Below are 21,434 nucleotides of genomic sequence, written 5' to 3'. Positions count from 1 at the left end.
GGTTGTCTGCTCTGGTGCTTTCGTTGGTTTGGCAGTGATGAGGACTTTTATACCGCGTTGAAACTTCAGGGTGCGTGCTTACTTGATGACGGTCGTGGCAGTGGTGTTTAACGAAAGTTTATCTGACGGTTTGGTCAGTAAATTATTGAGCGACTGGTCAAACTTTTTCAAAGCGCGAACTTGAATGTTCTGTTGTTCATTGATATCGGCAACTATCTCGTTTGTCGGTTTGAAATCCGCCCACACCGGGCTCAGGTTTTTTGCATCGTGACCTTGAGCGGTTCCGATGTGGTTGAACCTGGCGTCATAGAAGTTCGCCGTGACGTCGGCCTGCACATCGGAACTGCGTGAAGTGATCAGCTGGCTGTGGGTGTCGATGATCGCCACCACATCCGGTTTTGCAGCCTTGAGACTTTGCATATCCGGGTAAACCGTCACCGAGCCGAACTGCCGTTGCAGGGATGCCTTGACCCAATTTACCGCCATGTCCGGTTGGGACGTGGAAACATAGGCGTCGTGGATCGGCTGCACCAGCAGGCTCTGGCCGAAACCGGTGCCGGCGTTGGCCTGGTAGTACTTGAGGTAGGTCCGGCTGTTCTGGGTGTTCTGGCTATAGACAATACCCAGCGACACATTCGGGCCGTTAGGAACAAGGGGGGTGGTGGAGCGCATGACCGGTTCGCTGAAGTAACTGCTCAGCACGGCTTGCTCTTGCGGAGCCGTGGGCACCGAACAACCGGTTAATAAGGCGGTGAGGCTTACGCTGGTTACCAGAATCAGTTTCATGGTGTGCCTCCAGTGAAACACGTTCAGTCGGGAAGTTTAAGTTGCCGAGTAGTGTCGGCGTAGTTCAAGACTAAACCTGTGGGCTGGAAATAAAATAGCCAATGGCTCCGTTGGTCAGGTTGGAAATTTATTAGGGATTTAAAAGTGTGGTGGTGATTTCTTTAGGAAATAAACAGGGCCTGAATATAAAGTTCAGGTCCTGTTACTTATGGCTGGGGGCGCGGGCATTAGCGTTTCAATGAAGTCAGTTGTTCATGGCGTTGACGCTTTAAACGATCGGAAAACTGTTGAAGTCGACGCTGCTGGCCAGTTGGCTGTCGATCAAGCTGATGAAACCTTGCACTTGCGGGCAGTAAAAGTGCGATCGCATGGCGGCTTCGGACTGCCAGTGGGCGCTGACCGTCCATCGATTGTCATCCTCCGGGCAGCGGTCGACCATGTAGGAGTCGCAACCCGGGAGCTCACGCAAGGTGTCGACGATCTTCTGCAATTGCTTGCCCAGTTCATCCGAGCAGCCAGCCGCGGCCTGCACCTGGACCGTATTGATTACTTCGCTGGGCATCGCACACGCTCCTTTATCAGCCGGACGGGTCTTGCTCATGGTGGGATCACGCCAGTGCAGAATAGGCTTGTACCCGGATTCGGCCAACAGCCAATTGGCAGTAAAAGCAGCAGTCCAATAGACCACAGCAGACATGCTGCAAAATGTCGCGCAGACGGTCCAGGGCGATAGGCTGTCGTCACCAGGCTGATGATCCGTTTAGACTCACTGGCCACGCTACTGTCAAGGACGAATCACCATGCATGCCACCGATCCCATCATCACCATTGAGCGTTTCAACGAAGCCCACATCGAGGGCATCACCGCGCTTTACAACGATCCGGCGGTCGCTCGCCAGGTGCTGCAAATGCCGTTTCAGTCCACTGAAGTCTGGCGCAAGCGTCTGGCGCCGGAGAACGAGCGGGTGGTGCAACTGGTGGCGTTGCACCAGGGGCAGGTCATTGGCAATGTCGGCCTGGAGCAGGTTTCGCGAATTCGTCGCAGTCATTGCGCCAATATCGGCATGGGCGTGGCGGTCGCGTGGCAAGGCAAGGGCGTTGGCTCTCGGTTGCTCGCGGCGGTGCTTGACCTTGCCGATAACTGGATGAATGTGCAACGGGTTGAACTGTCGGTGTATGCGGATAATGAAGCGGCGATAGCGCTGTACCGCAAGTTTGGTTTCGACACGGAAGGGCTGTTTCGTGAGTATGCGGTGCGCGATGGCGTGCTGGTGGACGCCCTGAGCATGGCGCGCTTGCGCCGTCTGCTCAAGGCTTCCTGAATCAATCGCCGAGGGCGAAGGCCACCGCGGACCGTGCATGCAGCTCAGTGGTGTCGAACAGCGGCAGTTCGCTGTGTTCGGGTTTGATCAGCAAGGTGATTTCCGTGCAGCCGAGGATGATTGCCTGGGCGCCACGCGCGGCCAGCGCTTGAATCACTTGCTGGTAAACCTTGCGTGACGCTTCGCTGATCACCCCGACGCAGAGTTCGTCGTAGATGATCCGGTGCACGGCCTGCCGTTCGGCGGCATCCGGGACCAGTACGGTCAAACCCTTGGCCTTGAGCCGTTCCTTGAGGAACGCCTGTTCCATGGTGAAGGCTGTGCCCAGCAAGCCGACGGTCATCGCTCCCGCGTCCACGGCGGCTTGGCCTGCCGGGTCGGCGATGTGCAGAAACGGCACGCAAATCGCCGCCTGAATCTGTTCGGCTACCTTGTGCATGGTGTTGGTACACAGCGCCACGCACTCGGCACCGCCGGCTTCAAGCCTGCGCGCGGCGTCCGCCAGAATCAGCGCCGCGTCGTCCCAGCGCCCGGCATGCTGGGCCTGTTCGACAGGCCCGAAGTCGACGCTGTACATTAGCAATTTCGCCGAACGCAACGGCCCGAGCCGGTCACGAACCTGCTGGTTGATGAGGCGGTAGTACTCGGCGCTGGACTCCCAGCTCATGCCGCCAATAAGACCGATGGTGCGCATGGTGTGCTCCTGTGATGGCTGACTTTTGTACAAGCGAGTTTCCCGTGTCGCATTGGCTCGATCTATCAGGAAATTTCACATGCCCGGCCCGCTGAGTCAGAGATTGCTGGGCGGTAAACTCTGCCTGCAGCTCTTGCCGCGTGAGGCCTACAGTGCTCGCGATCCGGCCACTGGGCAAACCCTCGGTGTGACACTGGAGCGTCAGCAGGGCGTGCATGCCATCGATTCGGATCGTCGGGTGGATTTTGACACCTGGCCGGGTGTGCTGGCCTATACCCCGGCGGGCGTGGAAGTGTTTTCCGAGTCGGCGGTGGGCGGCGAATACCTGTTGGCGCGCTGGAGCGAGCCGTTGGCTGACGAGCCGAGATCCCTGTTTACCCGACGGATGCAGTCTGGCGGCCATGCTCAGGCACTGGCACTGGGGCGCGAAGCCCGACAGTTGCTGCTCGATCCACAGCCTGACCGGTTTGCGCTGGACGAGTGCGCCTTGACCTTCGCCGGTTTGCCGATCGTCGATAAACCTCAACGCCAAGCGCCGCACGCATTCTCGCGGGTGCTGGAGCAGATCGCCGAGCAGTTCGACCGACCGTTGACCCTGGCGCAATTGGCCGCCACCAGCGGCCAGACCGAACTGCGTTTGCTGCGTGACTTCACCCGGGCCATCGGCCTCACGCCTCACGCCTACCTGGTCGAAGTCCGGGTTCAGGCGGCGCGGCGGCTGATCGAGCGCAGCTCGCTGCCGCTGGCGGCAATCGCGCAGGACAGCGGTTTTGCCCATCAGTCGCACATGGGCAGTGCCTTTCGCAAACTGCTGGGAATGACCCCCAGTCAATACCGCTCACGCTTTTAGTCGTACGCCGGCAGCGTGCATCTGCCATGCTCAAAGTCCGCAGTACTGCTTCAACCAAAGGAACACAGCAATGGACGACGTACAGCAACTGGGTGAGATGCTTCGCCACTACGCAGAAAGCGAAGCACACAAGAAGCAGCTGTTTGAATCCCAATCGGCAGTGTGGGCGACGCGTATAGGCGAGTTGTTCGGGCAGATCGAACAGTGGCTGGAACCGGTCAAGGCCCCGCATTTGCTGGAGGTGAGCCGCGAAGCCTATGTGGCGTTCGGGGCGAATGTGCCGGTCGAGAGTTCGACCTTCAAGACTGAAAAACTGAGCATTCTGATTGCCGGAAAACCGGTGGAAATCGTGCCCGAAGTGATGGGTGCCGGTGGGCTGATTTCACTGGCGGTGATGGGCCTGACTGCTGCGCGTTACGGCAGTGTTTCGCTGGTGTGCCTGCCGCCTTCTACTGACTGGCAGTGGCGCAAGACCAACGGTCTGAAAGACCCGGACACCTTTGCCTTCGATGCGAATTTCCTCGCCCAGCAGTTGCAGCTCTTGATACCTCGCGATCGGGGTTGAGCAATACAGGTTTTGTGACCGACAAGTGACCCATGTGGGAGCGAGCCTGCTCGCGAAGTGGCCATAACATTCAGCATCAATGTCGAATGTAACGCCGCCATCGTCGGAACGCCGCCCGGAGCAAGCTCGCTCCCACATGGACTGCGTCAAATCTCCACGTTCCCCCAGCCCGGCTTTGCCTCTTCAGGCGCAACTGCTTTCACAGTCTTGCCGGTGGCCAACTCCACCCGCCGTGCCACTTCCGGGTCATCGGCAAACGGCATCAGACTGGCATCGTCCAGGCTCTCGGCGGACTGATGCCTCAAGCAATACTCCACCGATAAATACAGGCACGCCACGCCCAACAGATCCAACATGACTTCGATCATGACGAACTTTCCCTGAGATGAAAGACGCAAGCCTGTGAGGCTTGCGTCATGGGCCGGATCAAGCGATCTGCGCTTCGCTCCTGGCGAATTCCAGATCGGCGACCCGCACGGTGCGCCAGGTGTTGTAGGCCATCAGTAACATGCCGCTGAGGAAGAACACACCGCCGGCGAAACGCACGATGAAGCCCGGATGGCTGGCCACCAGGGTTTCGACGAAGGAATAGGTCAGCGTGCCGTCGTCGTTGATGGCGCGCCACATCAGGCCCTGGGTGATGCCGTTGACCCACATCGAGGCGATGTACAGCACCGTGCCGATGGTCGCGAGCCAGAAGTGCAGGTTGATCAATGGCGTGCTGTACATCTGCTCGCGGCCGAAGACTTTCGGGATCATGTGATACAGCGAACCGAAGGTGATCATCGCCACCCAGCCCAAAGCACCGGCGTGCACGTGGCCGATGGTCCAGTCGGTGTAGTGGGAGAGGGCGTTGACTGTCTTGATCGCCATCATCGGCCCTTCGAAGGTCGACATGCCGTAGAACGCCAGCGACAACACCAGAAAGCGCAGGATCGGGTCGGTGCGCAACTTATGCCAGGCGCCCGACAGGGTCATCATGCCGTTGATCATCCCGCCCCAGCTCGGCGCCAGCAGGATCAGCGACATGGCCATGCCCAGCGACTGCGCCCAGTCCGGCAGTGCGGTGTAGTGCAAGTGGTGCGGGCCGGCCCAGATGTACAGGGTGATCAGCGCCCAGAAGTGCACGATCGACAATCGATAGGAATACACCGGACGACCGACCTGTTTCGGCACAAAGTAATACATCATCCCGAGGAAGCCGGTGGTCAGGAAGAAGCCCACCGCGTTGTGCCCGTACCACCACTGCACCATGGCATCGGTGGCCCCGGAATACACTGGATAGGACTTGAACCAGCCCACCGGAATCGACAGGTGATTGACCACGTGCAGCATGGCGATCACCACAATGAACGCACCGAAGAACCAGTTGCCGACGTAGATGTGCCTGGTTTTGCGCTGCACCACGGTGGTGAAGAACACAATGGCGTAGGCGACCCAGACCACTGTCATCCACACTGCGCCGGAGAATTCGATCTCGGCGTATTCCTTGGTGGTGGTGTAGCCCAGCGGCAGGGTGATCAGCATGCTGACGATTACCGATTGCCAGCCCCAGAAGGTGAACGCGGCGAGTTTGTCGCTGTACAGTCGCACCTGGCAGGTGCGCTGCACCGCGTAGTAACTGGCGGCAAACTGCGCGCTGCCGGCAAAGCCGAAAATCACCAGGCTGGTGTGCAGCGGACGCAAGCGGCCGAAGGTGGTCCAGGGCAAGTCGAGGTTCGCCTCCGGCCACACCAGCTGCGAGGCGATCCACACGCCCATCGCCATCCCGATAACACCCCATACCACTGTTGCCACGACGAATTGGCGGACGACCTTGTAGTTATAGGCCTGTCCGATTGTTGCTGTGCTCATGGTCAATGCTTCCACGGTTGCAAAGTCTTGCCAGGCCACCCGGTCTGGCATGCGGTCAACTGTAGAAACCCTTGTCGAAACAAAACAGACTCAGAAAAACTGCATTAATACGGATCAGATGTAAGGCCTGCCTGCGGTGATCTGCCGCGCCCTGATATGGTTTTTTAGTCTTTAGCTGAATCTGTAACCACCTGAGCCGCTACTGCATAGTCACTCCCCCAGAAACGAGCCACAGAGCCCGATCACCCTGATGAGGTAGCGACATGTATCAGTACGATGACTACGACCGGGCCCTGGTCTTTGAACGGGTCGCGCAGTTTCGCGATCAGGTCGAACGGTTCATGGCCGGAGCCTTGAGTGAGGAAGAGTTTTTGCCGTTGCGCCTGCAGAACGGCCTGTACATGCAAAAACACGCCTACATGCTGCGGGTGGCCATTCCTTACGGCACCCTGAGCGCCCGGCAGATGCGTACGCTGGCGAGCATCGCCCGGGATTACGATCGGGGTTACGGGCACTTCACCACCCGACAGAACATGCAATTCAACTGGATCGAACTGGCCCAGGTGCCGGACATCCTCGAGCGCCTGGCCGAGGTCGAAATGCATGCGATCCAGACGTCCGGCAACTGCGTGCGCAATATCACGACCGAGGCCTTTGCCGGTGTCGCGGCAGACGAGCTGATTGATCCTCGGCCCTTGGCGGAAATCCTCCGGCAGTGGTCGACCATCAACCCGGAGTTCCTGTTTTTGCCGCGCAAATTCAAGATCGCTATCTGCTCGGCGAAACAGGACCGTGCGGCGATCATGATGCATGACATCGGCCTCTACCTTTACCGCGACGCGGCGGGGCAGATGCTGCTGCGGGTGATCGTCGGCGGCGGTCTGGGGCGCACGCCGATCCTCGGCTTGCAGATCCGTGAAGGGTTGCCGTGGCAGCATTTGCTGTCCTACGTCGAGGCGGTGTTGCGGGTCTACAACCGCCACGGTCGGCGTGACAACAAGTACAAGGCGCGGATCAAGATTCTGGTCAAGGCGCTGGGCATCGAGGCCTTCGCCCAGGAAGTCGAGCAGGAATGGCAACACCTCAAGGATGGCCCGGCGCAGTTGACCGACGTCGAATACCAGCGCGTCGCCAGCGCATTCGTGCCGCCCGCCTATGAGCAACTGGCCGACACTGACCTGGACTTCGGCACTCGCCTGACCGAGAACCCGGCGTTCGCGCGCTGGGTCGCCCGTAACGTGCAGCCGCACAAAGTACCCGGCTACACCAGCGTGGTGCTGTCGACCAAACCCGGCATGGCTTCGCCGCCCGGCGACGTCACGGACGCGCAGATGAATGCAGTGGCCGACTGGTCCGAGCAGTTCGGTTTCGGTGAAATCCGCATTGCCCATGAACAGAACATTGTCCTGCCGGATGTACCCAAGTCTGACCTGTACGCATTGTGGTGCCTGGCCTGCGAGCAAGGATTGGGTTGCGCCAATATCGGCTTGCTGACCGATATCATCGCTTGCCCCGGCGGCGATTTCTGCTCGCTGGCCAATGCCAAATCGATCCCCATCGCCCACGCGATCCAGGCACGTTTCGATGACCTGGATTACCTCCACGACCTGGGCGATATCAGCCTCAATATCTCTGGCTGCATGAACGCCTGTGGTCATCACCACATCGGCAATATCGGCATCCTCGGCGTCGATAAGAATGGCAGCGAGTGGTACCAGATCACCCTCGGCGGATCACAGGGCAAGAACAGCGCGTTGGGCAAGGTCATCGGCCCGTCGTTCAGCGCCGCCGAAGTACCGCAGGTGATCGAGCGGATCATCGCGACCTTTGTCCGTTACCGCGAGAGCGAAGAACTGTTTGTCGATACCTTGCAGCGCATCGGTCTGGAACCGTTCAAGGAGCGCATTTACCCCAAGAGTCTGGAGGTTGTCGCATGAACAATCTGCTGAGATTGCGCGAAGATGTTGCGCTAAAGGTCGACGACGATCCGTGGACGCTGGTCAGGGATCTGGAAAGCGAACTGCCAGCCGGGCCGCTGATCTTACCGCTGGCCCTGTGGCTGATGCGCCGTATCGAACATCATCCGTCGCGAGATGCGGTGTGGCTGGGACCGGATGACGAGGTCGAAAGTCTCAAGCCGTGGCTCAAGCTGATCCCCATGATCGCGCTGGAATTTCCAAGTTTTCGCGATGGCCGGGCCTACAGCCAGGCTTACCTGTTGCGCACGCGTTTGGGGTGGGCGGGGGAGTTGCGGGCGATTGGCGATGTGCTGCGCGACCAGCTCAGCCATATGCGCCAATGCGGTTTCGATGCTTTCGCGGTGCGTGAAGACAAATGCGCTGAAGATGCCCTCAAGGGGCTGGTGGGGATGAGTGTGCATTACGGTCGGTCGGTGATCGAGCCACGACCGTTATTTCGCCGGCGCTGAGTCAGCGCCGTGCGAGGGCGGCACATTCCGGCAAGCGAAATGTGCCGAGTGCAATCAGTTGATACGGATCAGTTTGGACCGATCGCTTGGCGCAACCTGGTCGATTTCCAGCAGGGTCAGGTCTTTGGGGGCCTGCGCTGTCAGTGGGCTGCCCAGATTACTGGTGGCTTCGGTCGGCAGTTTGTACATGGCGCCGGTCATCGGGTCGACGACGAGCATGCCGATAACGCCACCTAGCAGGAGGTTGCCCCAGTACCAGCCGCTCACGCTGGTTTCCAGCTTGGCGGTGCTATCGGTGTAACCGTCCTTCTTGAACGTGATGGTGTATTCCTCGCCCTTGAAGTAGCCACGGCCAGACGGCAGGGTCACGGTGTTAGGCGTGGCGCCGTTGTGCACCACGACGCCGTCTTTGTTCTTGATGGTGAAGCTGGCGCCGCTCGGTGTGCTGGTGACGCTCACAGGGTATTTGCTGTCGCCAACGATGCTCGCGCATCCTGAGGTCAGGATCAAAGTGGTCAGGGCGGTAACATTGAGCAGTGTGCGGATGGCTTTCATTGTTTTCCTTAGGATCAGGGAATTGCCGTCATTGGCCGAGATTCGCTTCGTGCGAACTCGCAGGGGAGTGGGTGTGCCTTGTTTTGAATGGCGCGCACTCTAGCACTGATGGCTCATGGCTATCACTAAAAATATTTGAAGAATGATGTTGGATGACGGTGGGACGACTACGCGCGCAGCATCGTTTGTCCCAGAGGCAGGACGCGCTTGGACAATGGTTGAATATTTCAATGAAAGGGGCGGCGGGGTAGCTGCTGGTCGTACTGCTGAGGTGAGGCAGTGCTTTCGGGCTGCCCATTACGCGAGCGGCCCGAATGCACGGTCATGAGGCAGTCCTTTGCGTGCATCGCTCCTTGAATACTGTAGGTCGCCCTACCGGGTTTAAGGGTTGATGGGGATCAACGTGGCGTCAGCGGCGGCAGTTTCCATTGGCCGTTGCCGACTTCTGGCTTGGGCAGGTACAGACGCAATACTGCATAGAACGGGCCGTGCGGCGCTGGCAGCCAGTTGCTTTTCTGATCCTTGAGCGGCTCGGAGTGCTGCACATAAAGAGTCAGGCCACCATCCGGGTCGCGCTTGAGCGTGGACAACATGCGCGAATTGATCAGGTAGCGTTTCATGTGGTTGGCCACCAGTAGCTTGGACTTGCCGTCGTACATGGTCAGCGACCAGAACGCATCAGCCGGTGGCAGTTGATCCTTGTCGAAGTGCAGGGTGTAGCTGTGTCTCGCGCCGTTGGCCGGTTTGCCCTGATTGTCGACAAGATAGCTGAAATGGGTCGATTCATCGGCGGAATTGCCAAAGATCCCCATATTGGCGCCAGCGTAGCGGTACAGGTAATTGTTGTTGAGGTGATCACGGGTGCCGAAGAAATCACCACGGGTCACCTCATGGGTATCGATCTTGTCTTTTTTGAATGCTGCGAACTCGGCCTTGGCATCGGCGATACCGTCGTCGAGGGCCTTGCGTTGTTCGGCGGTGAGGGTTTTGAGGTCGTACGGCTGGCCGCCAACAATGCCGATTTTCGCGAAGCGTGCCAGCAGGTCTTTTTCAACGTCTTGCGCCGGGGCGAAGCCGAGCATGAAGTTCAGGTAGCGGAACAACTCCGGGCTGTCGCTCATGGTCGAGGTTGGCTTTGGCCAGTCGATTTTTGGCGCTGCGGCCGGAGCCGGTTGTCCCAGGTATTGGCTCAGTGTCTGAACCTTGTAGCCGTGCTGGATTTTCTTGACCTTCTCCAGGTCTTTTTCATCGAACAGCTGCGTGCGGTACAGCGCATAGGCAATATTGCTTTCACTGCGCACCAGGCGATCGATCTTGAGCGGTTGCTGACCTTGCCATTCGGGACCGGCAATCATGAAGGTCCCGCCCTTGTTACCCGTGCTGCGGGTGCCCAGGTAAGCAAAGTTCTGGGTGTAGAGGTCGACCAGTTGTACCGAGTAGTAACGCTCTTCGGCGATCTGCGGCAGGGTCACAACCACGGGCTCTGCGCGCAGGTCCATCCAGAGAAATGAGCTGGGAGTGTCCGGGTTGGGGGTAACGAACGCGGTGTCCTTGGGGGTGAACGCCCTTGCCGTATTACCGATATGGTTGAGCGGTGCCTTGAAGTTCGGGCCGCTCCTGTCCACCGCCTGGGTGTACAGGGTCTTGTACATTTCCACCACCGGGAAGCCGTAGAGGTACGCGTCTTTGGCAATCCCCCGGGCTTCTTCGGGGCTGGCGGTGAAGTCTGCCCAGGCGCTTGCGCTCAGTAATAATGAGAGGCCGGCGAGCAACAGTCGGGTCGGTTTTTCGATGGTCATTGCACAGTCCTATGGATAAGCGCGATTCAGGTGTTATTGCACGGCGGTAATGTCGTCGAGTTTGCGGTTTTTGTCGAAACAAGTTTCCGTCAGCGAGCATTTTTACAGGCTTGTACAGTAGACGCACTGTAAGGCTTCAAGTGGCGAGTGCTAATCTGCCGGTATTCGCGCTCAAAGGAAGGTCGCCGCCAATGCCTGTTCTGGAACTCACCACGCTCATCAAAGGGCGTACACCCGCGCAAGTTCTCGATTTTTGCCTTGAGGGCAGCAACTTCCCGAAAATTTTTCCGGAACCGGTGACTCCGCTGGGGGACATCGACGTGAACGACTTGCGTATCGCTGCCGGTCGCGAGTTCAGTTTCCGTCACTGGATGTTCGGCTTCATTCCGGCGACCTGGACCGTGGCGATTCGCGAGGTCGGCGACAGCCATTTCATCGACGAAATGCTCAAGGGGCCGATGGCGGCATTTCGTCATGAACACCGGGTCGCGGTGGCGGAGGGTGGGACTCTGTACACCGATCGGGTGACCTACGCGGCCATTGGCGGTGCACCTTTGGAGTGGTTGATGGTCAATGCCTATATGCAGCGAATTTTCCGCGCCCGGCACCGCAATATGCTTCGATTATTGGGATAGTGCAGCGTCTATCCAATCCCTGTGGGAGCGGGTTTTGTGTTGATTGTTAGCGTTGTATCCAGTTTGGGCGACGACATATCACAATTTGTATCTGGCCGTAGGTCGCCGGACAATTTCGTGGTTAACTTCGGCCTCTTCAAAATTCTCCACAACAACGTCAGAAGGACTCCGTTCATGGCTCAAGTCACTCTCAAAGGCAATCCGGTTCAAGTCAACGGCCAACTGCCACAAGCCGGTTCCAAGGCGCCAGCCTTTTCCCTGGTTGCCGGCAATCTGTCCGACGTGACCCTGGCGAGCTTCGCCGGCAAGCGCAAAGTGCTGAACATCTTCCCAAGCGTCGACACCCCGACCTGCGCCACGTCGGTACGCAAGTTCAACGCCCAGGCCAACGACGTGGCCAACACCGTTGTTCTGTGCATCTCGGCTGACCTGCCGTTCGCCCAGGCACGTTTCTGCGGCGCTGAAGGCCTGGAAAACGTCCAGAACCTGTCGACCCTGCGTGGCGCCGAGTTCATCGAAAACTACGGCGTTGCCATTGCCGACGGTCCACTCAAAGGTCTGACCGCGCGTGCAGTCGTCGTACTCGACGAAAACGACAACGTACTGCACAGCGAACTGGTTAAGGAAATCGCAGAAGAGCCAAACTACGAAGCGGCGTTGGCCGTTCTGAAGTAACAGCTTTTACAAATTGTTAACGGCCTGGCTCTGTCCAGGCCGTTTTCATTTGTGCTTCAGTGGTTTAGCAAATACTCGCAAAAGCAGGTCGAAGGTAAATTGCCGGTAAAGGCGCTTTGCTTAAACCTCGTCAGTGCTTATCGTTCAGTCTTCCGTATAAAGATGCCCACACGCGCCCAATGGTTGATCACTCCATGCAATCCTCTGCTTCCCGTCATTCCCGTCGCTGGCTATTCGGCCTGTTGGTTCTGTTGGTCATTGCCGGCCTGTGCTGGAAGTTCTGGCCAAGCGGTGCGGCTCATAAAGCCGCCCCGGCAGAAAAAACAGCGGCCGGGCATGTCGGCAAGTCTGGCGGGATGCGTCCGGGTTTCGGCGGTGCCACAGGACCGGTCCCGGTTCGGGTCGCACCCGCTGTCGTGGGTGATTTCCCGCTGTACTACAAGGCCCTGGGCACGGTCACTGCGCTGAACACCATTAATGTGCGCAGCCGCGTGGGCGGCGAACTGGTGAAGATTGCGTTCGAAGAAGGGCAGATGGTCAAGGCCGGCGACCTGCTCGCCGAGATTGACCCGCGTCCTTACCAGAATGCCTTGCTCCAGGCCGAAGGCACGTTGCTGCAGAACCAGGCACAGTTGAAAAACGCATTGGTGGATGTGGAGCGCTATCGCGGCTTGTATGCGCAAGACAGTATCGCCAAGCAAACCCTCGACACCGCGGTAGCGCTGGTCGGCCAGTACCAGGGCACGGTCAAGACCAATCAGGCGGCGGTCAACGACGCCAAGCTCAATCTGGAATTCACTAAAATCCGCGCCCCGATCACCGGGCGCGTCGGTTTGCGACAGCTGGACGTCGGCAACCTGGTGGCCGCCAATGACACCACGTTCCTGGCCGTCATCACCCAGACCCAGCCGATCAGCGTGGTCTTCACCTTGCCGGAAAACAGTCTCGAAACCGTGCTGGCCCGTTACCACTCAGGCGCCAGGCTGCCGGTTGAGGCGTGGGATCGTGGCGACACCCAGTTGCAGGCCAGCGGTGTCTTGCAGAGCCTGGACAACCAGATCGACACCACCACCGGCACACTGAAGTTCAAGGCGCGCTACGACAACCGCGATCTGGCGCTGTTTCCGAATCAGTTCGTCAACGTCAGACTGCTGGCCGACACCCTCAAAGGCGTGGTGCTGGCGCCTTCGGCAGCCATTCAGTTTGGCACCAACGGCACCTTCGTCTACGCCCTGGACGGTGACAAGAAAGTCACCATTCGCCCGTTGAAAATCGGCGCCAGCGATGGCGACAACACGGTGATCAAGGAAGGCTTGAAAGCCGGCGATCGCGTGGTCCTGGAAGGCACTGACCGCCTCAAGGAGGGCAGTGAAGTCGAGGTGGTCAACGACAGCAGTAATGCCGTACCCGCGACCCCGACCCCGACCCCGACCGAAAGCCAGGGCCAATCGACAAATGCCGCCACCGATCCGAAAGCCACTGGCAAGGCGAAAAAGGGCGGCGCATGAATATCTCGCGGCTGTTCATCCTTCGCCCGGTAGCCACGACCCTGAGCATGCTGGCCATCGTTTTGGCCGGCCTGATCGCCTACAAGCTGCTGCCGGTCTCGGCACTGCCTCAGGTCGATTACCCGACCATCCGGGTCATGACCCTGTACCCGGGCGCCAGTCCGGATGTGATGACCAGCGCGGTCACCGCGCCACTTGAGCGCCAGTTCGGGCAAATGCCCGGCCTGACCCAAATGGCCTCGACCAGTTCCGGCGGGGCCTCGGTGCTGACCCTACGCTTCAACCTCGACATCAACATGGACGTTGCCGAGCAGCAGGTGCAGGCGGCGATCAATGCGGCGACCAATCTGTTGCCCAAGGACCTGCCGGCACCGCCGGTGTACAACAAGGTCAACCCGGCAGACACCCCGGTGCTGACCCTGGCGATCACTTCCAAAACCATGTTGCTGCCCAAACTCAATGATTTGGTCGACACGCGCATGGCGCAGAAAATCGCCCAGATCAGTGGCGTCGGGATGGTCAGCATCGCCGGTGGCCAGCGTCAGGCCGTGCGGATCAAGGTCAATCCGCAGGCCCTGGCGGCCAACGGTTTGAACCTGTCGGACGTGCGCACTTTGATCGCCGCGTCCAACGTCAACCAGCCCAAAGGCAATTTCGACGGTCCGACCCGGGTCTCGATGCTCGATGCCAACGATCAATTGACCGCGCCCAAGGACTACGCCGAACTGATCCTGGCCTACAAGAACGGCGCGCCGTTGCGACTCAAGGACGTCGCGCAGATCGTCGACGGTGCCGAAAACGAACGCCTCGCCGCGTGGGCCAATGAAAACCAGGCCGTACTGTTGAACATTCAGCGTCAGCCGGGTGCCAACGTGATCGAGGTGGTCGACCGGATCAAGGCCCTGTTGCCGAGCATCACCGATAACCTGCCGGCCGGCCTCGACGTTACGGTGCTGACCGACCGCACCCAGACCATCCGCGCTTCGGTAACCGACGTGCAGCACGAGCTGCTGATCGCCGTCGCCCTGGTGGTGATGGTGACGTTCCTGTTCTTGCGCCGTGCCAGTGCCACGCTCATTCCGTCGATTGCGGTGCCGTTGTCGTTGATCGGCACCTTTGGTGTGATGTACCTGGCCGGTTTCTCGGTCAACAACCTGACGTTGATGGCGTTGACCATTGCCACCGGTTTTGTGGTGGACGACGCGATCGTCATGCTGGAAAACATTTCGCGCTTCATCGAGGAGGGCGACAGCCCGTTGCAAGCGGCGCTCAAGGGTGCCAAGCAGATCGGCTTCACCCTGATCTCGCTGACCTTGTCGCTGATCGCGGTATTGATTCCGCTGTTGTTCATGGCCGATGTGGTCGGGCGGCTGTTCCGCGAGTTTGCGATTACCCTGGCGGTGGCGATCCTGATTTCCCTGGTGGTTTCCCTGACCCTGACGCCGATGATGTGCGCGCGGTTGCTCAAGCGTGAGCCCAAGGAGCAAGAGCAGGGCCGTTTCTACCGCGCCAGCGGTGCGTGGATCGACTGGCTGATCGCCGCCTACGGGCGCAAGTTGCAGTGGGTGCTCAAGCATCAGCCGTTGACCCTGCTGGTGGCCATCGCCACCCTGGGCCTGACAGTGTTCCTGTATATCGTAGTCCCCAAGGGCTTCTTCCCGGTGCAGGACACTGGGGTGATCCAGGGTATTTCCGAGGCGCCGCAGTCGATTTCCTTCGCCGCCATGAGCCAGCGTCAGCAGGAACTGGCCAAGGTCATTCTGGCCGACCCGGCGGTGCAAAGCCTGTCGTCCTACATTGGTGTCGACGGCGACAACGCCACCCTCAACAGTGGGCGCTTGCTGATCAACCTCAAGCCACACAAAGACCGCGACCTGAGCGCGGCCCAGGTGATCAACCGGTTGCAGCCGCAGCTGGACAAACTGGTGGGCATTCGTCTGTTCATGCAGCCGGTGCAGGACTTGACCATCGAAGACCGGGTCAGCCGCACACAGTACCAATTCAGCCTGTCGTCACCGGATGCCGACTTGCTCAGTCTGTGGAGCGGGCGACTGGTCGAGGCGCTGGGCAAGCAGCCAGAGCTGACCGACGTTGCCAGCGATTTGCAGGACAAGGGCTTGCAGGTCTATCTGGTGATCGACCGCGATGCGGCTTCGCGGATCGGGGTTTCGGTGTCGAACATCACCGACTCGCTGTACGACGCCTTTGGCCAGCGCCAGATCTCGACCATTTACACCCAGGCCAGCCAGTACCGCGTGGTGTTGCAGGCGCAGGACGGCGAGAAGATCGGCCTGCAGGCGCTGGAGCAGATTCACGTCAAGACCACCAATGGCGGTCAGGTGCGGTTGTCCAGCCTGGCCCACGTCGAAGAGCGTCAGGCGCAATTGGCGATTGCCCACATCGGCCAGTTCCCGGCGGTAATGATGTCCTTCAACCTCGCACCCGGCGTGGCGTTGGGCCAGGCCGTCGAGCTGATCAACAAGGTGCAGAAGGACATCGGCATGCCGCTCGGTGTGCAGACTCAGTTCCAGGGTGCGGCTCAGGCGTTCGAGGCTTCGTTGTCGAGCACCTTGCTGCTGATTCTGGCGGCGGTGGTGACCATGTACATCGTGCTCGGCGTGCTGTACGAGAGCTACATTCACCCGATCACCATTCTCTCGACACTACCATCAGCAGCGGTCGGGGCCTTGCTGGCGTTGATTCTCAGCGGCAATGACCTGGGCATGATCGCGATCATCGGCATCATCTTGCTGATCGGCATCGTCAAGAAGAACGCGATCATGATGATCGACTTCGCCCTCGACGCCGAGCGCAATCAGGGCATGGACCCGGCGACGGCGATCTATCAGGCGGCGCTGCTGCGTTTTCGGCCGATTCTGATGACCACCCTGGCCGCGTTGTTCGGCGCTGTGCCGCTGATGCTTGCCACGGGCTCCGGCGCCGAACTGCGCCAGCCATTGGGTCTGGTGATGGTCGGCGGTTTGTTGGTGAGTCAGGTGCTGACACTGTTTACCACGCCCGTTATCTATCTGTACTTCGACCGTCTCGGTCGGCGCTGGCGACGTGCGCCTGAGCGTCTGGAGCCGGTAGAGCAGCCATGAACCTGTCCGGACCTTTCATCCGTCGGCCGGTAGCGACCCTGTTGCTGAGCCTGGCGATCATGCTGCTGGGCGGTGTGAGTTTCGGCTTGCTGCCGGTTTCGCCGCTGCCGCAAATGGATTTCCCGGTGATCGTGATTTCGGCGAGCCTGCCGGGTGCAAGCCCCGAGGTCATGGCGTCCACCGTGGCAACACCGCTGGAGCGATCCTTCGGTGCCATCGCCGGGATCAACACCATGAGCAGCCGCTCCAGCCAGGGTTCGACCCGGGTGATCCTGCAATTTGACATGGACCGCGATATCAACGGCGCGGCGCGGGAGGTGCAGGCGGCGATCAACGCCTCGCGCAACCTGCTGCCCAGCGGTATGCGCAGTATGCCGACCTACAAGAAGGTCAACCCGTCCCAGGCGCCGATCATGGTGCTGTCGCTGACCTCGGACGTGCTGGAAAAAGGTCAGCTCTACGACCTGGCCTCGACCATCCTTTCGCAAAGCCTGTCGCAGGTGCCCGGCGTCGGCGAAGTGCAAATCGGTGGCAGTTCGTTGCCGGCGGTACGTATCGAACTCGAGCCACAACTGCTGAACCAGTACGGCGTAGCGCTGGATGACGTTCGCAACACCATCGCCAACGCCAACGTGCGCCGGCCCAAAGGCTCGATCGAAGACGATCAGCGGATGTGGCAGGTACAGGCCAACGACCAGTTGGAGAAGGCCAAGGATTATGAACCGCTGATCATTCGCTACCAGAATGGCTCGGCGTTGCGCCTGAGCGATGTGGCCAAGGTCCGCGACAGTGTCGAAGACCGCTACAACAGCGGTTTCTTCAACGATGACGCGGCGGTGCTGTTGGTGATCAACCGCCAGGCCGGTGCCAACATCATCAAAACGGTCAACGAGATCAAGGCGCAGTTGCCGGCCTTGCAGGCGGTATTGCCGGCCAGCGTCAAGCTGAACCTGGCGATGGACCGTTCACCGGTGATCAAGGCGACCCTGCACGAAGCGGAAATGACCCTGCTGATCGCCGTGGCGCTGGTGATTCTGGTGGTGTACCTGTTCCTCGGTAATTTCCGCGCATCGTTGATCCCGACGCTGGCGGTACCGGTGTCACTGGTCGGCACCTTCGCGGTGATGTACCTCTATGGTTTTTCGCTGAACAACCTGTCGCTGATGGCGCTGATTCTCGCCACGGGGCTGGTGGTGGACGATGCCATCGTGGTGCTGGAAAACATCTCGCGGCACATCGACGAAGGTATCGCGCCGATGAAGGCGGCGTACCTGGGCGCCAAGGAAGTCGGTTTTACCTTGCTGTCGATGAACGTCTCGCTGGTGGTGGTGTTCCTGTCGATTCTGTTCATGGGCGGGATCATCGAGAGCCTGTTTCGTGAGTTCTCGATTACTCTGGCGGCGTCCATTGTGGTGTCGCTGGTGGTCTCGTTGACGCTGACGCCAATGCTCTGCGCCCGCTGGCTGAAACCCCTTACGCCAGGCGAGGAAAACCGTTTGCAGCGCGCCAGTCGGCGAGCCAACGACTGGATGGTCAAGCACTATGCCAGCAGCCTGGATTGGGTGTTGCGTCATCGCCGGCTGACGCTGCTCAGCCTGTTTATCACCATTGGCGTCAACATCGCCTTGTATGTGGTGGTGCCCAAGACCTTTCTGCCGCAGCAGGATACCGGTCAACTGATCGGTTTTGTCCGCGGCGACAATGGCCTGTCGTTCAATGTCATGCAGCCGAAAATGGAAACCTTCCGCCGTGCGGTGTTGAAAGACGAGGCTGTTGAAAGTGTCGCCGGTTTTATCGGTGGTACCAACGGCACCAACAACGCCTTCATGCTGGTGCGCCTGAAGCCGATCAAGCAGCGCAATATTTCTGCGCAGAAGGTCATCGAGCGCCTGCGCAAGGAAATGCCCAAGGTAGCCGGCGCCCAATTGATGCTGATGGCCGACCAGGACTTACAGTTTGGCGGCGGCCGCGAACAGACCACCTCGCAATACACCTACATCCTGCAAAGCGGTGATTTATCGGCGTTGCGCGAGTGGTACCCGAAAGTCGTCGCGGCGCTCAAGGCGCTGCCGGAGCTGACAGCCATTGACGCTCGTGAAGGACGGGGTGCCGCGCAGGTGACGCTGGTGGTCGACCGTGACCAGGCCAAACGGCTGGGCATCGACATGGCCATGGTGACCTCTGTGCTGAACAACGCCTATAGCCAGCGCCAGATTTCCACCATCTACGACAGCCTCAACCAGTATCAGGTGGTGATGGAGGTCAATCCGAAATACGCCCAGGACCCGATCACCCTCAATCAGGTGCAGGTGATCACCGCTGCGGGCGCGCGGATTCCGCTGTCGGCGATTGCCCACTATGAAAACAGCCTGGAAAACGACCGGGTCAGCCATGAAGGGCAGTTCGCTTCCGAGAGCGTCTCGTTTGATATGGCCGAAGGCGTCACCGTTGAACAAGGCTCGGCCGCCATCGAGCGGGCGATCGCCAAGCTGGGGCTGCCGGAAGAAGTGATCGCCAAGATGGCCGGCACCGCCGACGCCTTTGCCGCGACCCAGAAGAGTCAGCCGTGGATGATTCTCGGTGCGCTGGTGGCGGTGTATCTGGTGTTGGGTGTGCTGTACGAAAGTTACGTGCACCCGTTGACCATTCTTTCGACATTGCCTTCGGCGGGCGTCGGCGCGTTGCTGTCGATCTATGTGCTGGGCGGTGAGTTCAGCCTGATTTCGCTGCTCGGGCTGTTTCTGCTGATTGGCGTGGTGAAGAAAAACGCCATTCTGATGATCGACCTCGCGCTACAGCTTGAACGCCATCAGGGCATGGAAGCGCTGGAGTCGATTCGCAGCGCGTGTTTGTTGCGCCTGCGGCCGATTCTGATGACCACCCTGGCGGCGATCCTCGGCGCCTTGCCGTTGCTGCTGAGCACCGCTGAAGGCGCGGAAATGCGCCAGCCATTGGGCCTGACCATTATTGGCGGGTTGATTTTCAGCCAGGTGCTGACGCTTTTTACCACCCCGGTGGTTTACCTTTATCTCGACCGTTTGCGCCATCGGGTCAACCGCTGGCGTGGGGTTCGTACCGATGCTTCTCTGGAAACTCCGCTATGACTGACCGTTGCCTGTTCAACCTCGACGCACCGATGGCCCGGCGCCTGGCTTCGGCCCGCGGCTCGCGCTTGCTGAGTCTTTCGCTCAGCGTCTTGATGCTCAGTGCCTGCGCCATCGGCCCGGATTATCAGCGTCCGCCAGTGGCCGAGCCTGCACAGTACAAGCAGGCAGAAGGCTGGCGTCAGGCGACCCCGAGTGACTCATTGGCGCGTGGCGCCTGGTGGGAGTTGTACGGTGATCAGCAGCTCAACGGGCTGGTCGATAAACTTAACAGCGCCAACCAGACCGTCGCCCAGTCCGAAGCCCAGTACCGGCAGGCTCAGGCATTGGTCCGCAGTGCCCGGGGGGCGTTTTTTCCAACCGGCAACTTGAGTGCCGGGAAAACCCGCTCCAGCCAGGGCACCGGCAGCAGCAGTTCTAGCCTGAGCAGTACCAGCAGCGGCATCCGCGACACCTATAACACCCAGCTTGGGGTGAGTTGGGAGGCGGACGTCTGGGGCAAGTTGCGTCGCGGTCTGGAGGCCGATAAAGCCAGTGCCGAAGCGAGTTTTGCCGACCTGGCCGCGATGCGCCTGAGTCAACAATCCGAGCTGGTGCAGAACTACCTGCAATTGCGGGTAATCGACCAGCAAAAACGCCTGCTGCAAGCCACGGTCGAAAACTATCAGCGTTCGCTGACAATGACCGAAAACCAGTACCGCGCCGGTGTGTCCGGCAAGGACGCAGTCGCCCAGGCGCAAACCCAGCTGAAAAGTACTCAGGCCGACATGGTCGATCTGATCTGGCAGCGTGCGCAGTTCGAGAACGCGATTGCGGTGCTGATCGGCGTGCCGCCGGCTGAATTCGATCTGGCCGAAACCCAGAACATCCCGACATTGCCGCAGATTCCTTTGAGCCTGCCATCGCAACTGCTGGAGCGCCGCCCGGACATCGCCTCGGCCGAACGTTCGGTGATTGCCGCCAACGCCAACATCGGCGTGGCCAAGGCCGCTTATTACCCGGACCTGACCTTGAGCCTGAGTGGCGGCTACAGCAGTAGCACGTATTCTGACCTGATCAGCTTGCCGAACCGTTTCTGGTCGGTGGGGCCAAAACTGGCCATGACCCTGTTCGACGGCGGTCAGCGCTCGGCGGAAGTCGACCGCACCGAGGCAGCCTATGACCAGACCGTGGCCAAGTATCGGCAAACCGTGTTGGACGGGTTCCGTGAAGTCGAAAACTACCTGGTACAGCTCAAGGTGCTGGAAGACGAGGCAGCGGTGCGTCAGCAGGCGCTGGACGCGGCTCGTGAGTCGTTGCGCCTGACCCAGAACCAATACAAGGCCGGGTTGATCGCCTACCTCGGTGTGGTGGTGGTTCAGGCCACGGCGCTGAGCAATGAGCGCAGCGTGCTGACCTTGCAGCAAAGCCGGCTGATCGCCAGCGTGAATTTGATCGCCGCGTTGGGCGGTGGCTGGGATGGTCAGACCCAGGCCAGTGAGAAATAGTAGGCAGGGGACCGCGGTCGAAAACCGGCTGAATCATTTCACCTGTAAGGACGTGTTCGACTTGATACAGA

The 21,434-nt window shown here is 59.6% G+C and carries 18 protein-coding genes; 11 read left to right on the top strand and 7 right to left on the bottom strand.

Translation table 11 applies throughout. From position 1 onward, the window contains the following. Positions 1-78: 78 nt before the first annotated feature. Together AC1RPZ_RS02955 and AC1RPZ_RS02950 are read right to left on the bottom strand one after the other, a co-directional pair. Positions 79-786 carry an ATPase gene (locus AC1RPZ_RS02955; protein ID WP_493134659.1) on the bottom strand — a complete coding sequence of 236 codons (708 nt, stop codon included), beginning with the start codon at positions 784-786 and terminating at the stop codon, positions 79-81. Positions 787-1,054: 268 nt separating this feature from the next. Next, positions 1,055-1,348, bottom strand: coding sequence for a putative quinol monooxygenase (locus tag AC1RPZ_RS02950; RefSeq protein ID WP_493134657.1), 294 nt, complete (start codon positions 1,346-1,348; stop codon positions 1,055-1,057). A gap of 238 nt (positions 1,349-1,586) precedes the next feature. Between AC1RPZ_RS02950 and AC1RPZ_RS02945 the strand changes: the two genes are divergently transcribed. Further along, entirely contained in the window at positions 1,587-2,108 is a 522-nt protein-coding gene (locus AC1RPZ_RS02945) for a GNAT family N-acetyltransferase (RefSeq protein WP_493134655.1), read from the top strand. A gap of 1 nt (position 2,109) precedes the next feature. Here AC1RPZ_RS02945 and AC1RPZ_RS02940 read toward each other — a convergent pair whose 3' ends face one another. Then, complete coding sequence (locus tag AC1RPZ_RS02940; protein ID WP_493134653.1) at positions 2,110-2,802, bottom strand: aspartate/glutamate racemase family protein; 693 nt, start codon at positions 2,800-2,802, stop codon at positions 2,110-2,112. Between the two features lie 79 nt (positions 2,803-2,881). On the opposite strand from AC1RPZ_RS02940, the gene AC1RPZ_RS02935 reads away from it, so the two are divergent. Both AC1RPZ_RS02935 and AC1RPZ_RS02930 read left to right on the top strand, forming a co-directional pair. Beyond that, on the top strand, positions 2,882-3,652 hold the full coding sequence (locus tag AC1RPZ_RS02935; RefSeq protein ID WP_493134651.1) for a helix-turn-helix domain-containing protein: 771 nt from the start codon (positions 2,882-2,884) through the stop codon (positions 3,650-3,652). Positions 3,653-3,722: 70 nt separating this feature from the next. Then, the gene (locus AC1RPZ_RS02930; RefSeq protein WP_493134649.1) at positions 3,723-4,217 is read left to right on the top strand and encodes a hypothetical protein; all 495 of its coding nucleotides are present in this window, start codon (positions 3,723-3,725) and stop codon (positions 4,215-4,217) included. Positions 4,218-4,363: 146 nt separating this feature from the next. Here AC1RPZ_RS02930 and AC1RPZ_RS02925 read toward each other — a convergent pair whose 3' ends face one another. Further along, positions 4,364-4,585: a cbb3-type cytochrome c oxidase subunit 3 gene (locus AC1RPZ_RS02925; RefSeq protein ID WP_493134647.1), complete on the bottom strand. Its 222-nt coding sequence runs from the start codon at positions 4,583-4,585 to the stop codon at positions 4,364-4,366. Between the two features lie 58 nt (positions 4,586-4,643). After that, the gene (gene ccoN / locus AC1RPZ_RS02920) at positions 4,644-6,071 is read right to left on the bottom strand and encodes a cytochrome-c oxidase, cbb3-type subunit I (protein WP_493134645.1); all 1,428 of its coding nucleotides are present in this window, start codon (positions 6,069-6,071) and stop codon (positions 4,644-4,646) included. A 263-nt stretch (positions 6,072-6,334) separates the two neighbouring features. Here ccoN and AC1RPZ_RS02915 point away from each other — a divergent pair, with 263 nt between their 5' ends. Then, the gene (locus tag AC1RPZ_RS02915) at positions 6,335-8,008 is read left to right on the top strand and encodes a nitrite/sulfite reductase (protein WP_493134643.1); all 1,674 of its coding nucleotides are present in this window, start codon (positions 6,335-6,337) and stop codon (positions 8,006-8,008) included. Then, a complete protein-coding gene (locus AC1RPZ_RS02910) occupies positions 8,005-8,499 on the top strand; it encodes a DUF934 domain-containing protein (RefSeq protein WP_493134641.1) in 495 nt (164 codons plus the stop codon). Before AC1RPZ_RS02915 ends, AC1RPZ_RS02910 begins: the two co-directional genes overlap by 4 nt. Positions 8,500-8,553: 54 nt before the next feature. Here AC1RPZ_RS02910 and AC1RPZ_RS02905 read toward each other — a convergent pair whose 3' ends face one another. Beyond that, complete coding sequence (locus AC1RPZ_RS02905; protein ID WP_493134639.1) at positions 8,554-9,054, bottom strand: peptidase associated/transthyretin-like domain-containing protein; 501 nt, start codon at positions 9,052-9,054, stop codon at positions 8,554-8,556. Between the two features lie 398 nt (positions 9,055-9,452). Next, positions 9,453-10,853 (bottom strand): DUF1254 domain-containing protein, encoded by a 1,401-nt coding sequence (locus tag AC1RPZ_RS02900; RefSeq protein WP_493134638.1) that lies wholly within the window; start codon positions 10,851-10,853, stop codon positions 9,453-9,455. 191 nt (positions 10,854-11,044) lie between these two features. Between AC1RPZ_RS02900 and AC1RPZ_RS02895 the strand changes: the two genes are divergently transcribed. From AC1RPZ_RS02895 to AC1RPZ_RS02870, 6 genes are all read left to right on the top strand, one after another. Continuing rightward, positions 11,045-11,488, top strand: coding sequence for an SRPBCC family protein (locus AC1RPZ_RS02895; RefSeq protein ID WP_493134636.1), 444 nt, complete (start codon positions 11,045-11,047; stop codon positions 11,486-11,488). Positions 11,489-11,662: 174 nt separating this feature from the next. Then, entirely contained in the window at positions 11,663-12,163 is a 501-nt protein-coding gene (gene tpx / locus AC1RPZ_RS02890; RefSeq protein ID WP_008030203.1) for a thiol peroxidase, read from the top strand. Between the two features lie 179 nt (positions 12,164-12,342). After that, positions 12,343-13,671 (top strand): MdtA/MuxA family multidrug efflux RND transporter periplasmic adaptor subunit, encoded by a 1,329-nt coding sequence (locus AC1RPZ_RS02885; protein WP_493134634.1) that lies wholly within the window; start codon positions 12,343-12,345, stop codon positions 13,669-13,671. Further along, complete coding sequence (locus AC1RPZ_RS02880; RefSeq protein WP_493134632.1) at positions 13,668-16,772, top strand: MdtB/MuxB family multidrug efflux RND transporter permease subunit; 3,105 nt, start codon at positions 13,668-13,670, stop codon at positions 16,770-16,772. The genes AC1RPZ_RS02885 and AC1RPZ_RS02880 overlap by 4 nt, the downstream gene beginning before the upstream one ends. Next, on the top strand, positions 16,769-19,876 hold the full coding sequence (locus tag AC1RPZ_RS02875; RefSeq protein ID WP_493134630.1) for an efflux RND transporter permease subunit: 3,108 nt from the start codon (positions 16,769-16,771) through the stop codon (positions 19,874-19,876). Before AC1RPZ_RS02880 ends, AC1RPZ_RS02875 begins: the two co-directional genes overlap by 4 nt. Continuing rightward, positions 19,873-21,363, top strand: a complete 1,491-nt coding sequence (locus AC1RPZ_RS02870) for an efflux transporter outer membrane subunit (RefSeq protein WP_493134628.1) — start codon at positions 19,873-19,875, stop codon at positions 21,361-21,363. The genes AC1RPZ_RS02875 and AC1RPZ_RS02870 overlap by 4 nt, the downstream gene beginning before the upstream one ends. The last annotated feature ends 71 nt before the right edge of the window (positions 21,364-21,434 follow it).

The organism is Pseudomonas sp. GW822-FHT02D10 (assembly GCF_058802345.1).
The sequence above is the reverse complement of the archived record's forward strand: the minus strand, read 5'-3'. Positions and strand labels throughout refer to the sequence as shown.